The organism is Pseudomonas sp. (genome assembly GCF_002796985.1).
Classification (GTDB): Bacteria; Pseudomonadota; Gammaproteobacteria; order Pseudomonadales; family Pseudomonadaceae; genus Pseudomonas.
The window spans coordinates 352823-367533 of the sequence record NZ_PEKX01000002.1 but is presented as its reverse complement, the minus strand read 5'-3'; the positions used below and the strand labels follow the sequence as shown (position 1 = coordinate 367533).

At 64.9% G+C, this 14711-nt stretch carries 10 protein-coding genes; 3 read left to right on the top strand and 7 right to left on the bottom strand.

The window, feature by feature from the left end; genetic code table 11:
• Positions 1-336: 336 nt before the first annotated feature.
• The 5 genes from acs to CTR55_RS02055 all read right to left on the bottom strand — a co-directional run bounded on the left by acs (position 337) and on the right by CTR55_RS02055 (position 6618).
• The gene (gene acs, locus CTR55_RS02075) at positions 337-2292 is read right to left on the bottom strand and encodes an acetate--CoA ligase (RefSeq protein WP_296283882.1); all 1956 of its coding nucleotides are present in this window, start codon (positions 2290-2292) and stop codon (positions 337-339) included.
• 150 nt (positions 2293-2442) lie between these two features.
• The gene (dctM, locus tag CTR55_RS02070; RefSeq protein WP_296283881.1) at positions 2443-3723 is read right to left on the bottom strand and encodes a C4-dicarboxylate TRAP transporter large permease protein DctM; all 1281 of its coding nucleotides are present in this window, start codon (positions 3721-3723) and stop codon (positions 2443-2445) included.
• Positions 3720-4358 carry a TRAP transporter small permease gene (locus CTR55_RS02065; RefSeq protein WP_296283880.1) on the bottom strand — a complete coding sequence of 213 codons (639 nt, stop codon included), beginning with the start codon at positions 4356-4358 and terminating at the stop codon, positions 3720-3722. Before CTR55_RS02065 ends, dctM begins: the two co-directional genes overlap by 4 nt.
• Before the next feature lie 77 nt (positions 4359-4435).
• On the bottom strand, positions 4436-5446 hold the full coding sequence (locus CTR55_RS02060) for a TRAP transporter substrate-binding protein (RefSeq protein WP_296283879.1): 1011 nt from the start codon (positions 5444-5446) through the stop codon (positions 4436-4438).
• A gap of 233 nt (positions 5447-5679) precedes the next feature.
• Positions 5680-6618, bottom strand: a complete 939-nt coding sequence (locus CTR55_RS02055) for a LysR family transcriptional regulator (protein WP_296283878.1) — start codon at positions 6616-6618, stop codon at positions 5680-5682.
• 344 nt (positions 6619-6962) lie between these two features.
• Here CTR55_RS02055 and CTR55_RS02050 point away from each other — a divergent pair, with 344 nt between their 5' ends.
• The gene (locus tag CTR55_RS02050) at positions 6963-9110 is read left to right on the top strand and encodes an FUSC family protein (protein ID WP_296283877.1); all 2148 of its coding nucleotides are present in this window, start codon (positions 6963-6965) and stop codon (positions 9108-9110) included.
• Positions 9111-9608: 498 nt separating this feature from the next.
• Positions 9609-9872 (top strand): DUF2790 domain-containing protein, encoded by a 264-nt coding sequence (locus tag CTR55_RS02045; protein ID WP_296283876.1) that lies wholly within the window; start codon positions 9609-9611, stop codon positions 9870-9872.
• A gap of 79 nt (positions 9873-9951) precedes the next feature.
• On the opposite strand, the gene CTR55_RS02040 is transcribed toward CTR55_RS02045, so the two are convergent.
• Positions 9952-11262 carry a phospholipase gene (locus tag CTR55_RS02040; RefSeq protein WP_296283875.1) on the bottom strand — a complete coding sequence of 437 codons (1311 nt, stop codon included), beginning with the start codon at positions 11260-11262 and terminating at the stop codon, positions 9952-9954.
• Positions 11263-11483: 221 nt separating this feature from the next.
• On the opposite strand from CTR55_RS02040, the gene CTR55_RS02035 reads away from it, so the two are divergent.
• Positions 11484-13148: an MFS transporter gene (locus CTR55_RS02035; protein ID WP_296283874.1), complete on the top strand. Its 1665-nt coding sequence runs from the start codon at positions 11484-11486 to the stop codon at positions 13146-13148.
• Positions 13149-13207: 59 nt separating this feature from the next.
• On the opposite strand, the gene CTR55_RS02030 is transcribed toward CTR55_RS02035, so the two are convergent.
• A complete protein-coding gene (locus tag CTR55_RS02030; RefSeq protein WP_296283965.1) occupies positions 13208-14545 on the bottom strand; it encodes a DEAD/DEAH box helicase in 1338 nt (445 codons plus the stop codon).
• Between the last annotated feature and the right edge of the window lie 166 nt (positions 14546-14711).

Genomic DNA, 14711 nt, shown 5'->3' with positions numbered 1-14711 from the left:
CCATCCGGCTTTTCGCTTCGCGAAAAGTACCCTCGGTTCTTCGGCCTCCTGAAAGGGGCACTCGGCGCGTGCGGATGCTTCTCTGGAAGACCTCAAGAGCTGAAACCGAAGACAGAGCAGCGCAGCATGGCTTTGGGCTTTGTGCTTTTCGTAGGAGCGAGCTTGCTCGCGAACCGCATCCTGCCGTTGCCGGGATCGATGGGTATCGCTGCGCTCCACGCCATCCTACGTTCGTGCTCCGCCTGCACTTCGGGATGGGCAGGCCATCGGCATAAAACTAAAAACACAAAATGAAAAACGCCCCGGCAAGCGGGGCGTTTTTCATCGAGCGGCGAATCAGGCCGCGCGCATGGCCTGGTGCGTGTCGATCAGGTGCTGCACCACACCCGGATCGGCCAGGGTGGAGATGTCACCCAGGGTGTCGTACTCGGCCGTGGCGATCTTGCGCAGGATGCGGCGCATGATCTTGCCCGAGCGGGTCTTCGGCAGGCCGGGCGCCCACTGGATCACGTCGGGGGTGGCGATCGGGCCGATTTCCTTGCGCACCCAGGCACGCAGTTCCTGGCGCAGTTGCTCGTTGCTTTCCTCACCGGCATTCAGGGTGACGTAGACGTAGATGCCCTGCCCCTTGATGTCGTGCGGCACACCCACCACCGCGGCCTCGGCCACTTTCGGGTGGGCGACCAGGGCGCTCTCGATTTCGGCGGTGCCCATGCGGTGGCCGGAGACGTTGAGCACGTCATCCACGCGACCGGTGATCCAGTAGTAGCCGTCCTCGTCGCGACGGGCGCCGTCGCCGGTGAAGTACATGCCCTTGAAGGTCTTGAAGTAGGTGTCCACGTAGCGGTCGTGATCGCCGTACAAGGTGCGTGCCTGACCCGGCCAGGAGTCGAGGATCACCAGGTTGCCCTCGGTGGCCCCTTCCAGGATGTTGCCCAGGTTGTCCACCAGCGCCGGCACCACGCCGAAGAACGGCTTGGCGGCGGAGCCCGGCTTCAGGCCGTGAGCACCCGGCAGCGGGGACATCAGGCAGGCGCCGGTTTCGGTCTGCCACCAGGTGTCGACGATCGGGCAGCGCGACTGGCCGACGGTCTCGTAGTACCACTGCCAGGCTTCCGGGTTGATCGGTTCGCCCACCGAACCCAGCAGGCGCAGGCTGGAACCGTCGGCGCCTTCGACGGCAGCCTTGCCCTCGGCCATCATGGCGCGGATGGCGGTCGGTGCGGTGTAGAGGATGTTGACCTTGTGCTTGTCGACGATCTTCGCGACGCGGGAGATGTCCGGGTAGTTCGGCACGCCCTCGAACAGCACGGTGGTGGCGCCGTTGGCCAGCGGGCCGTAGACGACATAGGTGTGGCCGGTGACCCAGCCGATGTCGGCGGTGCACCAGAAGACTTCGCCCGGACGGTAGTCGAACACGCGCTCATGGGTCAGCGAGGCGTAGACCAGGTAGCCGCCGGTGGTGTGCAGCACGCCTTTGGGTTTGCCGGTGGAGCCGGAGGTGTAGAGGATGAACAGCGGGTCCTCGGCACCCATTTCCTTCGGCGCGCAGGTGGAGCCTGCGACCTTCATCAGGTCCTCGAACCACACGTCGCGGTGCTGGTTCCACTTGATGTCAGAACCGGTGCGCTTGCAGACGATGATCTTCTGCACGCTGCTGGTTTCGGGGTTGGTCAGCGCGTCGTCGACGTTGGCTTTGAGCGGGGTCTTCTTGCCGCCGCGCAAGCCTTCGTCGGCGGTGATCACGACCTTGGAGCGGCAGTCGATGATGCGGCCCGCCAGGGCTTCGGGGGAGAAGCCACCGAACACCACGGAGTGGATCGCACCGATGCGGGCGCAGGCCAGCATGGCGACCACGGCTTCGGGGATCATCGGCATGTAGATGGTCACCACGTCGCCACGGTGCACGTCCTGGCCGCGCAGGGCGTTGGCGAACTTGCAGACCTGCTCGTGCAGTTCGCGGTAGGTGATTTCCTTGTGCTCGGAAGGATCGTCGCCTTCCCAGATGATGGCGAGCTGATCACCGCGCTCGGCCAGGTGGCGGTCGAGGCAGTTGTAGGAGAGGTTCAGGGTGCCATCGGCGAACCACTTGATGTCGACGTGGTGGTCGTCGAAGGAGGTCTGCTTGACCTTGGTGAAAGGCTTGATCCAGTCGATGCGCTGGGCCTGTTCGCGCCAGAAGCCGTCGGGGTTGACCACCGACTGCTGATACAGCTTCTTGTAGGTGGCCTCGTCGGTCAGAGTGGTCGCGGCCACTTCGGGGCGCACGGGGTACACGGATGCCGCTGTCATGGCGCTTTACCTCGGTGAAGAGTGTTGTTTTTGTTGCCCTAAGTTGTAACGGCGACACCCTCCCCCGGGCCATACGACCATGGTCTTACCAATCCTTAGTCGTAGTGATAGGCCCCATAAGCCCTACAGCCATGGGGCCGCGACAACCTGTCACATGCCCAGAGCGTGGGGCAGCGCCAGCGAGATGTAAGGCACGTAGGTCACCAGGATCAGGAACAGCAGCAGGATCATCAGCCACGGCAGCGCCGCGCGGATGGTTGCGCCCAGCGGCAAGCCGGTGACCGCCGAGGTGACGAAGAGATTGAGGCCCACCGGCGGATGCACCAGGCCGATCTCCATGTTCACCACCATGACGATCCCCAGGTGGATCGGATCGATCCCCAGGCGCATGGCGATGGGGAAGAAGATCGGCGCCAGGATCAGTACGATCGCCGAAGGCTCCATGAAGCTGCCGGCGATCAGCAGCACCACGTTGACCATCAGCAGGAAGCCCAGTGGCGTCAGCCCTTCCTGCATCACCCACTCGGTGATCTGCTGAGGAATCTGCTCGGTGGTCAGCACATGGGCGAAGAGCATGGCGTTGGCGATGATGAACATCAGCATGATGCTCAGCCGCCCGGAATCCACCAGCACCTTGGGGCAGTCACGCAGGCGCATGTCCTTGTACACGAACAGCGCGACGAAGGCCGAGTAGACCGCCGCCACCGCCGCTGCCTCGGTCGGCGTGAACAGCCCGGAGTAAATGCCGCCAAGGATAATCACCAGCAGCAACAGGCCCCAGATGGCACGCCGCGCGGCGGACAGCCATTCGCGCAGGCTGGCGCGCGGTTGCGCCGGCAGCTTCTTCACCCGCGCGACGATGTAGATCACCACCATCAGGATCACGCCCAGCAGCAGGCCCGGCACCACGCCGGCAACGAACAACTTGCCGACCGAGGTTTCGGTGGCGGCGGAGTACACCACCATGACGATCGACGGCGGAATCAGGATGCCCAGGGTCCCGGCGTTGCAGATGATCCCGGCACCGAACTCGCGCGGGTAGCCCGAGCGCACCATACCGGCCACGGCAATGGAGCCCACCGCCGCCACCGTCGCGGGCGAGGAACCTGACAGGGCGGCGAACAGCATGCAGGCCAGCACCGCGGCGATCGCCAGGCCACCACGGATGTGCCCGACGCAGGCGTTGGCGAAATCGATCAGCCGGCGAGCCACGCCGCCAGTGGTCATGAACGCGCCGGAGAGCAGGAAGAAGGGGATCGCCAGCAGCGTGTAGGCCTCGGAGGTCTCGAACAGCTTGATCGCCAGCGAGCGCACCGAGTCCGGGCTGAACAGCAGGATCGTCAGCGCACCGGAGAGCCCCAGGGAGATCGCGATGGGCACGCCAATGAACATGAAGACGAACAGCAGGAGGAACAGGATCATCACAGTCATGGACGGTTCTCCGCGGCTTCTTCGCCGGCCAGCTTCGAGGCTTCCGCAGCCTCGTCGGCGAGGCCCAGCCCGAGCTGACGACCGCGCAACAGGTTGACGAGGATCTCCAGGTAGCGCAGCAGCACCAGGCCGAAGCCGATGGGCACGATCACCGCGATGTAGGCCTGGAGGATGCCGAAGTGGTCGAGGTCTTCCGCGCCGATGCCGGCGACGAACAGGGTCTTCACCCAGTCGAAGCTGGCGACCATGAACAGCCCGGCGTACCCCAGGCAGCAGAGACAGGCGAGCACGCCGATGCAGCGCTGCAGCGGGCGCGGCGCCAGCCGCACCAGCGCATCCACGCCCAGGTGGCCGGCGGTGCGCACGCCATAGGCGATGCCGAAGAAGATCAGCCAACCGAACAGCGCCTTGGTCAGCGCATTGCTCCAGGACATGTCCTGGGCGACACCGAGAATCGCATCGCCGATGGCGTAGAAGGTTGCCTGCAGCGCCGGCAGGCGGTCTCCCAGGTCATAGAACAGGGTGAAGACGTTGGTCATCACCACGTAAACGAAGGTCACCAGCGTCATGGCCGCCAGCAGGAAGGCGATGGCGCCCTCCTCGAAGTGGTTCCAGACGCACACGAGTCGTTTCATCGCAAGTTCTCCACAGCGAAAATTCTCCACAACAAATGATCGCCACGACGCCCCGCCAGCCGGCGGAGCCGGACGGATCAATGGGGACGGTTGGAGGCTTCGGCGGCCTGGAGGAAATCGGCGCCGACGTTATCGCGGAATTTCTGCCACACCGGCTGCATCGCCGCACGCCAGTCGGCGCGCTGCTGCGCGGTGAGCGAATGAATCTCGCTGGTGCCACTGGCGAGGATGCGCTGGCGGGCGTCGCGGTTCAGGCGCTCGGCTTCCAGGTTCACCTGCACGGTGACCTCGGCCATGATCTTTGCCAGTTCGGTGCGCAGATCCGGCGGCAGGCCATTCCAGAACTTCGCGTTGGTGATCACCATGTAGTCCACCAGACCGTGGTTGGACTCGGTGAAGTACTTCTGCACCTCGTTGACCTTCTGGCTCTCGTAGTTCGACCAAGTGTTCTCGGTGCCATTCACCACGCCGGTCTGCAGGCCCTGGTAGACCTCGGCGAAGGACATCTTGCGGGAGATCGCACGCAGCTCGCGGAATTGCTCGTTGAGCACGTCGGAAGCCTGTACGCGGAACTTCAGCCCGCGCGCATCGCCAGGCTCGAGCAGCAGGCGGTTGGCCGACAGCTGCTTCATCCCGTTGTGCCAGTAGGCCAGGCCGAGGATGCCCTTGCCCTGCATGCTGCTCAGCAGGCTCTGCCCCTGCGGGCTGCGCTGGAAGTTGTCGACGGCCTGGATGTCGTCGAAGAGGAACGGCAGGTCAAAGATCTGCACCTTCCTGGTGTACTGCTCGAACTTGGCCAGGGATGGCGCGAGCATCTGCACGTCGCCCAGCAGCAGCGCTTCCATCTCCTTGCCGTCACCGAACAGCGAGGAGTTCGGGTAGACCTCCACGCGCACCCGGCCCGGCAGGCGCTCTTCGGCCAGGCGCTTGAACATCAGCGCGCCCTGCCCCTTGGGCGTATTCTCCGCAACCACATGGGCAAACTTGATCACCACCGGTTCATCGGCGGCCTGTGTGGCAGAGGCGCAGGCCAGCGCCAGAACGGCGAGCAACGCCCGCCCCGTCGATCCAAATACCGATCCAAACATCGCGTCACCCTCAATTTGTTCTTGTGCTTGCGAGGTGAGCCTGACGGCAGGCTCGCGGTGAGACTGACGCAAATGTTGGCGTTCGGAGAATTCGTCTTTTCCCAAAGCCGCGTTCGACAGATCGGAACGCCAGGCGCAAAAAAACACCCGGCGGATGCCGGGTGCGGGGAAGCTCAGGGGTTCAATGCCGCCGGACAGCGGCGCCAATCACACAGAATGGCGAGACAGTTCGATCACTGCGTGCGGTATTGCAGCATCATCCGCTCGTGCTCTTCGAGCATGCCGGGCACGCAGTCACGGAGGAACTCCACCCAGGTGCGGATCTTCGCGTCGAGGTACTGGCGCGACGGATACAGCGCATAGACATTGAGGTGGAACAGGCTGTAATCCGGCAGCACGCGCACCAGACTGCCGTCCTTCAGGCCCTGCACGGCGGAGTACACCGGCAGCGCGCCAATGCCCATGCCGGCGCGCACCGCTTCGGTCATCGCGTCAGCGGTGTTGACCTGGAAATGGGTCTGGTTGATGCCAACCATCTCCTGCCCAGCCGGACCGTCGAACAGCCACTTGTCCAGCGACATCACCGAGTTCACCAGACGCAGGCAGCGGTGCTCGGTGAGCTCACCGAGCTGCTGGGGCATGCCATGCCGCGCCACGTACTCGGGCGAGGCGCAGAGCACGCTGTAGGTCTTGCCGATGCGCTTGGAGACGAAGCCCGAATCCGGCAGCTCCTGGGCGATGACCACGGAGATGTCGTAGCCCTCGTCGAGGATGTCGGTGATGCGGTTGGCCAGGGTCAGGTCGAAGCTGACTTCGGGGTAGATCTCGCAGTACTGCGAGATCGCGCGGATCAGATAGTGCTGGCCGATGCCGGTCATGGCATGCACCTTCACCTTGCCGTGGGGCCTGGCGTGGGCGTCGCCCGCCTCGGCCTCGGCCTCCTCGATGTAGCCGAGGATCTGCTGGCAGCGCTGCAGGTAGCGCTGGCCGGCTTCGGTAAGCGCGATGCGGCGGGTGGTGCGGTGCAGCAAGCGGGTGCGCAGGTGCGCTTCAAGTTTGGCCACCGTCCGCGAGACGTACGCGGTGGTGAGGTCCATGCGCTGGGCGGCGGCGGTAAAGCTGCCGGTCTCGGCGACACAGACGAAAGCACGCATGTTGTGCAGCAGGTCCATCATTTCTCCTGAGAGCCTGTCCACGCCACGGCGGGCGGCCTCTGCAACGGCGCTCGAGGGAGCAACGCCTTGTTACAGATTCATGACAGGCGGCGAATTGTCGCACAGCTGTCGCGACGGGATTATTGCTCTTTCAGGCAACAATAATTCATCCAACCGTCAGCTTATCCTGCCCCCCGGCGCACTTCTAGAATCGCCCTCCCCAACGCGGCCCGCCGCGACACCCCAGGATTCGCACCCGTGCTCCGCCTTTCGTGCAACGTGCTTCCCGCCCTTCCGCGTCTCGAATTACAGGGTTATCAAAACCCGATCCCGTCCGACCACCGCCTGCCGAGATAAGCCCGATGAGCAGTTTGTCCGTGCGCCTGCCCAAGGCTGCCGCGGTGCGCTTCGCCCTGTCCGACTGGGCGCACACCGACGGCGTCACCTGGATGTTCATCCTCAAGACGCTGATCACCGCCTTCACCGCCCTGTGGCTGGCCTACCGCCTGGAGCTGCCGCAACCCAATACCGTGCTGGTGAGCGCTTTCATCGTGCTGCAGCCGCAGAGCGGGCAGGTGCTGGCGAAAAGTTTCTACCGCATCCTCGGCACCCTCGCCGGGCTCACGGTGATGGTCACCTTCATTGCCCTGTTCGCTCAGGAGCGCGTGCTGTTCCTGCTCTGCGTGGCGATCTGGGTCGGCCTGTGCACCGCCGGCGCGGCGCGCTACCGCGACTTCCGCGCCTACGCCTGCCTGCTCGCCGGCTATACGGCGGTGATGATCGGCATCCCTGCCACCCTGCACCCCGAAGGCGCCTTCATGCAGGCGTTGTGGCGGGTGATCGAGATCACCCTGGGCATCCTCTGCACCGGCGTGATCAGTGCCCTTGTCCTGCCACAGACCAGCACCGCGGCGTTGCGCAACGCACTGAACACCCGCTTCGGCGACTTCGCCGGCCTGGCCAGCGCTGGCCTCAACGGCACGCTGGAGCGCGAGCGCTTCGAGCAGGCCAGCGCGCGCATCGCCGCCGAGGTGGTGGGCCTGGAAAGCCTGCGCAACGTCACCGCCTTCGAGGACCCGCACATGCGCCTGCGTAGCGGTCGGCTGGCGCGCCTGAACAGCGAGTTCATGCAGTTGACCACGCGCTTCCATGCCCTGCAGCGCCTGCTCGATCGCCTGCGCGAGCGCCAGGCCAGCAACGTGCTGGAAGTGCTGATGCCGTGCCTGGTCGATGTCAGCGAACTGCTCGCCAGCTGGCACGGCCGGCCGCTCAGCGAAGCGGATGCCGAGCGCCTGAGCGTGCAACTCGAACTGTGCAAGCACCACCTGATGCCGCGCATCCGCGAAGCCCGCACCACCCTCACCCACACCTGCCCGCGGGAAGCCGATCAGCTGGATTTCGAGACCGCCGCCGAACTGCTCTACCGTTTCGTCGACGACATGCACAATTACGCCCAGACCCACGCCTCGCTGGCCGCACACAAGCACGAGCGCGAACAGTGGAAGGAGCGTTTCACGCCCAAGGCCAACGCCCTGGCGGCGGCGGTCGCCGGTTTCCGCTGCGCGTTGCTGGTGATAGTCGGCGGCGTATTCTGGATCGAGACTTCCTGGCTCAGCGGCGCCACCTTCGCGCTGACTTCGGTGCTGATCGCCGCACTCTCTTCCGCGTCGCCCAACCCCAAGCGACTCTCCCTGCAACTGACCCTCGGCACGCTGCTCGGCGCCACGCTCGGCTTCATCCTGACCTTCCGCGTGCTGCCACACATCGATGGCTTCCCGCTGCTGTGCTTCGTGCTCGCTCCGGTGTTCGCCCTGGGCGCGTTCCTGATCACCCGGCCCCAATGGAGTGGCTACGGCGTCGGCCTGCTGGTGTGGTTCTGCATCGCCTCGCTGCCGGCGAACCTCGCGCGCTACGACGCCTACACCTTCATCAACGAATACCTGGCGATGCTGCTGTCGATGGGCATGGCGGTGGTCGCGGCGATCGTCATCCTGCCGCCGAACCGGCCGTGGCTGTGGGAGCGCCTGGAAGCCGAGCTACGCCTGCGCGTAGTGCGGGTGATCAGCGATCCGCTGAAAGGCTTGTCGTCCAACTTCGAAAGCGGCACCCGTGACCTGCTGAACCAGGCTTACGGGTTATCCACAGGCCGCCCGGATGTGCAACGCCGGCTGTTGCGCTGGACCTTCCAGGTGCAGGAGATCGGCCTGTCGATCATCGAGCTGCGCCGTGAGCAGGAGGTGCTGCCGAAAGAGCCCTGGTACGCCGAGCGCATGCCCTGGCGCCGGGCGATCCGCGCCCTGGGCCGCGCGTTGATCCGTCTGTTCATCCAGCCCAGCGAGAGCAACCGCCAGCGGGCACTGGCGGCGGTGGAGCACGCGATCCACGCCACCCGTACTACCGACGACCGTCGCCCGCCGCACTTCGAGTCCTCGCCCCTGCGCCGGGTGTGCAGCTACCTGCACTTCATCCGCACGTCGCTGCTCGACCCGCAGTCGCCGCTGCGCGATTGAGATCGGCGGGTTCGCGAGCAAGCTCGCTCCTACAGCACAGAGACGCACCGTCGTGCTCTTCGTAGGAGCGAGCTTGCTCGCGAACCGCACGGCACGGCACGGCACGGCACGGCACGGCACGTTACGAAATTTCCAGTTGATCGTAGGAGCGGACTCCGTCCGCGATAGGTGCACGGCGCGGCGGGGACATCGCGGACAGAGTCCGCTCCTACGCCATTCCCCAGCTTCGCGAACCTGATCCAACCTGCGACAGCCCGCCGCAAGGCCACCCCTGCAACCCGCGTCACACCTGGATTATTGCCTCTGAGTACGAAGTCTTGTTGGCGCCTGGATATATGACTCAGGTCAGGCAAATCCTATTATTTCCGTGCTGTTACAGCGCGCGCCGCAACACCACCCAAGACCCGTAATTCATTTCCCCAACGCTTCCCGACGGAGCCCTCGCTCAACGTTACGGACGAGTCACGTCCGGACACCGGGAACAAGGCAGGTAAATTCATGAAAGCTGTAGTCATCCTGGCCATGCTGGGCTTCTCTTCGCTCGCCCTGGCCGAGCAGGCGAATGCCAGCGACCAGGCGCCAAGCGCGGCCGTGGAGCAGTACACCTACGACATGAAACTGGATGTCGCCCACGTGATCTCGACCACTGACGTCTCCGACCAGTGCGGCATCGTGCCGGCGCGCATGACCTACGAAGACTCCCAAGGCCTGCGCCACACCGTCGAATACCAGGTGTGGGGTAACGGCTGCTCCGGCGGCTAAGCGATGGGTGTGTTCCTGCCGGGGCCCACGCAGCCCCGGCGGGAATGCCAACCCTCCTCTCTGCTACAGCGACAGGCCGTCAGGGCTGCAAGGCCGCCTTCGCGATATTGCGACTGTGCGCGCCGAAGTGCCGGATCAATTGCAGAATCTGCTCGTCCAACGCCTCATCGTGACGGAACGGCTCCGGTGAGTTCCCCGCACTGAAATCCCCCGCCGGCGTCTTCTCGTTCTCCAGCCAATGACCAATGGCCGCATCGAATGCCGCCGCATGGGCATGCGATTCACTCGCCACCACTTCGCGCAGATACTCCGTCGAATACGGCGGATAGGCACCATCGGTGCTGACGTCGGCATAGGCCGCCAGCAACGGCGCCTGCCCGCCCTGGCGCAGCGTCTCGCGCAGCCAGTCCACCTGATAACGCTCCACACCCGTATGCCGGTCCGCCACGCGCTGGATCGCCGCCTGCTTGTCAGCGTCGAAGCCGGCGATGGACTTGCCCGCCGTCCACAGCATGCTGGCGGTGGTCTCGCCCGGCAGCGGCGTCGAGTGGTAGGGCTGGGTCATGTCCTGGATGTAGTGCATCGCCCAACCGAGGAAGCGGTAACCCCAGTACGGGTGCCCCTTGTCGAAGGCGAAACGCGCCAGGCCGTAGAACTGGTAGGCGCGCCATTCCGGCCAGTTTCGCTCCAGGTACGGCGCACCGGTGAAGATGATCGCGTCCTCGTGGTAGAAGCCCATGTGGAACGGCGCCTGGGAGCTGAACTCATAGCGCGGGTCACCGAACGGCTGGGGGCCGAAGCCATAGCGCTGGCCGGCTTCACCGGGGTTGTCACTGAACAGGTTGATGTCATGGCCGAAGTCCGGCTCATCGGCGGCGCTGGCCAGCACGTCCAACGCGGGAATCTTCTCCCCCGCCTGCAACTGCACGAAGCGCCACTGGTTCCAGCCGGAAAGGTTGCGAAAAACCAGTACGTCCGCGGGTTGCAGCGCGACATGCTTCTGCAATTCAGCGCTCGGCAGCTCACCGCCGGGCGGCGGCTGCACGGCGGTCGCCAGCTTGATCTCGGGGTTCAGGCGCAGCGCCATGAGGAACGCCTTGCGCAGGTCATCGCGGCCGTCCTCGCTCAGACGCAGGTCGTCCGGGCGTGGCGGGTACTGGCGGAAGTGTTCGCGGGCATAGGCCTCCTGCTCATCCAGCAACTTCACCAGGCCGGCACGCTGCTGGCTGACGAAGCTCTCCAGCGGCTCCACTTCGACCTCCGGGGCCTGGGCGACCGCCGGCAATTGCTGCAAGGAGAGGTAGCTACCCAAGGTGTGATTGGACCAGGCCCAGAGGCTTTGCGGCAGGGCCAGCAGGCCGGCCAGCAGGCAGGTGGAAAGTCGCTTCATCGGCTCTTCGCTCTTATTTGGCAGTGAAATACGGAAAATTCCGACGCAGCCTAACAACACCAAGCCACGCCGGCACTGTCGAAGCTTGCCAGCGCGAGTCACGGATAACGCCATCGCTGACCATCATCAATGGCACGAACCGTCCCAGCCACTACACTTGCCCGGCATGGAAAGGCACCGCGGCCACGCGTGTACCGACCACTCGAGATAAGGGCGTCCCCATGCTGCAGTCCGTTTCACCCAAGCAAGACCTCCCCCTCAAGCCCGATCCAGCCGAACCCCGCAGTGGCGCCCTCGCCCCCTTCAGCATCGCCGCCTTCCGCATCATCTGGATCTGCAACCTGTTCGCCAACCTGGGCACCTGGGCGCAATCGGTCGCCGCCGCCTGGGTGGTCACCGAAGCTCACGCCAGCCCCTTGATGGTGGCGATGATCCAGGTCGCCTCGGCGCTGCCGCTGGTGCTGCTGTCGATCATGTCCGGCGTGCTGGCCGACAACTACGACCGACGCAAGATCATGCTGGTGGGCCTGACTGTCGAGCTCTCCGGCGCGGCACTGGTGACGGTGCTGGCGTTCATGGGCTACCTCGACCCGTTGCTGCTGATCATGTCGATCCTCTGGCTGTCGCTGGGCAGCTCGATCACCATCCCTGCCTGGCAGGCGGCGGTGAACGAACAAGTGCCAGCGCGGATGCTCGGCGATGCGGTGCTGCTCAACAGCGTCAACTACAACGTCGCGCGCGCCGTCGGCCCGGCCATCGGCGGCCTGCTGCTGTCGGCCACCGGAGCCTCCTGGGTCTTCCTGTTCAACTGCATCTGCTACGCCTCGCTGATCTGGGCGATCTGGCAATGGCGCCGCGACGTGCCCAAGCGCACGCTGCCGCCGGAGCACATCTTCGAAGGCGTGATCGCGGCACTGCGCTTCACCCAGTACTCCAGCGTCACCCGCCTGGTGATGCTGCGCTCGGCGGTCTTCGGCCTGTCGGCCAGCGCTGTATGGGCATTGCTGCCGTTGCTGGCGCACCGCAACCCCGACGGCAGCGCGTCGGTGTATGGCTACATGCTCGGCGCTCTCGGCCTGGGCGCCATCGTCGCCAGTACCGTGGTCGGCAAGGCCCGCCATTGGCTGGGCAGCAGCCGGCTGATCAGCTTCGCGGCCGCCATCCTGGCCCTGGTCATGCTCACCCTGGGCTGGGTCGACAATCTCTGGGTGATCTTTCCCGCACTGGTGCTGGGCGGGGCGTGCTGGATCGCGGCGGTGGCCACCTACAACTCCGCCGTGCAGATTCTCGTACCCGACTGGGTCAAGGCGCGGGCCTTGGCGCTCTATCAGACCGCCATCTACGGCGGGCTGGCGGCGGGCTCCTTCCTCTGGGGCCACTTCGCCGAGACCATGGGCGTACAGGGCGCGCTGATCGCCGCCGGCTGCCTGCTACTGGTCTCAGTGGCGCTGCTGTACAACTCGCGGCTGCCGGAACTCGACTCGACCAGCATCGCCCGCGCACCGGGCGGTGTGCCGGGGCAGCCGACCTTCGTATTCAACCCCGAGCGCGGCTCGGTGCTGGTCTCCATCGAGTACCGGATTCCCGCCGAACGCACCCGCGACTTCGTCCGCTCCGCCAAGCCGCTGCGCCGCCTGCGCCTGCGCAACGGTGCGGAGCGCTGGGCGCTGTACCGCGACGTCAGCAACCCGGAGGTGTGGCAGGAACTGTTCCTGGTGGACAACTGGATCGGCCACCTGCGCATGCTCGACCGCATGACCCTGGAGGACAAGACGATCATCGACAACGTTACCAGCCTGCATGCAGGTGACGCGCCGCCGGTGATCCGCCACGGGGTGAGCTACGAGTCGGGCAGTTACGAGGCACCGCCGGAAACGCTGGGTTAGCGGCCCACAAACGAAAACGCCTCCCGGTCAGGGGAGGCGTTCGAGGTCACGCGAGAGGCTTATTCCGCTGCCGGCTTCTTGCGCTTGAGCGGCGCCAGGCCGTCCTGGCTCACGACCTTGGACGGACCGGCCTTGCGCTTGGCGGCGGGCTTCTTCTTCGCTGCCGCCTTGCCACCGGTCTTCTTCGCATCATCCTTTTTCTTCTTGGTACCGGCGGCCTTGCCGGATGCCTTGACCTTCTTCGGCCCCTTGTAGGTGGCCTTCAGCTCGTTGATGACGCGCAACTCGAAGCGCAGCTTGAGGTAGCGCTCGATGCTCGACATCAGGTTCCAGTCGCCATGGCCAACCAGCGAAATCGCCGCGCCCGAGGCGCCTGCGCGACCGGTGCGGCCGATGCGGTGCACGTACTCGTCACCCCGGCGCGGGATGTCGAAGTTGATCACCAGGTCCAGGCCGTCGACGTCCAGACCACGGGCAGCCACGTCGGTGGCCACCAGAATCTTCACCGCGCCCTGCTTCAGACGCTCGATGGCCAGCTTGCGGTCCTTCTGGTCCTTCTCGCCGTGCAGCACGAAGACCTTGTGCCCGGCGGCGATCAGCCGGCCGGTCAGGCGATCGGCCGCCACGCGGGTGTTGGTGAAGACAATGGCCTTCTCATAGGTTTCATTGGTCAGCAGCCACTGCAGCAGTTGCTCCTTGTGGCCGACGTGGTCGGTCAGGATCACCTGCTGGCTGACGTCCTCGTTCAGCTCGCTGACGCGGTTGAGTTGCAGAACCTCAGGCTCGCGCAGGACTTTCTCGACCATCTCATGCAGGCCGCTACCGCTGGTGGCGGAAAACAGCAGAGTCTGGCGCTGTTCCGGGCACTGCGCGGCGAGCTTGAGCACGTCTTCGGAGAAGCCCATGTCGAGCATGCGGTCGGCTTCATCGAGGATCAGCACTTCAACATCGCCCAGCGGCAGGTTGCCGGCATTGAACTGCTCGTTCAGGCGGCCCGGAGTGCCGATGATGATTTCCGGGTTCTTGCGCAGACGCGCGCCCTGCACCTTGAAATCTTCGCCGCCGGTAATCAGGCAGGCCTTGATGTAGGTGAACTGGGCGAAGCGCTCGACTTCCTTGAGGGTCTGCTGGGCCAGTTCGCGGGTCGGCAGCAGGATCAGCGCACGGGCGCCGGTCTTGGGCTTCTCCTCGGCGAGCAGGCGATGCAGCAGCGGCAGCAGGAAGGCAGCGGTCTTGCCGCTGCCGGTCTGCGCCGTCACCCGCAGGTCGCGTCCCTCCAGGGCCTTCGGAATGGCCGCAGCCTGGACCGGGGTCGGCTCGGTGAAGGACAACGAATCGAGCGCCTTGAGCAGGCGTTCGTGGAGGGCGAATTGGGAGAACAAGGCAGACCTCGATATCACGTAAAGACTAAATAGCTGCATAGCTTAATGTTTGCGGAGCCGGCGCGCTGGAAATATTGCCGATGGCGCAGGCACACGCCTGGACGCGTCAATAATCCGACAAACGCACCGGCGCCTTGCGAGCGCCGATGCCATGCTCTGATGGGCCCAACAAAGAAGGAGA

What these genes read in the sequence shown, in the direction of transcription:
- CTR55_RS02060 (WP_296283879.1), bottom strand. Translation starts at nt 5,446, where the DNA reads ATGTTTGGATCGGTATTTGGATCGACGGGGCGGGCGTTGCTCGCCGTT.
- CTR55_RS02055 (WP_296283878.1), bottom strand. Translation starts at nt 6,618, where the DNA reads ATGGACCTGCTGCACAACATGCGTGCTTTCGTCTGTGTCGCCGAGACC.
- CTR55_RS02035 (WP_296283874.1), top strand. Translation starts at nt 11,484, where the DNA reads ATGCTGCAGTCCGTTTCACCCAAGCAAGACCTCCCCCTCAAGCCCGAT.
- CTR55_RS02040 (WP_296283875.1), bottom strand. Translation starts at nt 11,262, where the DNA reads ATGAAGCGACTTTCCACCTGCCTGCTGGCCGGCCTGCTGGCCCTGCCG.
- dctM (WP_296283881.1), bottom strand. Translation starts at nt 3,723, where the DNA reads ATGACTGTGATGATCCTGTTCCTCCTGCTGTTCGTCTTCATGTTCATT.
- CTR55_RS02045 (WP_296283876.1), top strand. Translation starts at nt 9,609, where the DNA reads ATGAAAGCTGTAGTCATCCTGGCCATGCTGGGCTTCTCTTCGCTCGCC.
- CTR55_RS02050 (WP_296283877.1), top strand. Translation starts at nt 6,963, where the DNA reads ATGAGCAGTTTGTCCGTGCGCCTGCCCAAGGCTGCCGCGGTGCGCTTC.
- acs (WP_296283882.1), bottom strand. Translation starts at nt 2,292, where the DNA reads ATGACAGCGGCATCCGTGTACCCCGTGCGCCCCGAAGTGGCCGCGACC.
- CTR55_RS02065 (WP_296283880.1), bottom strand. Translation starts at nt 4,358, where the DNA reads ATGAAACGACTCGTGTGCGTCTGGAACCACTTCGAGGAGGGCGCCATC.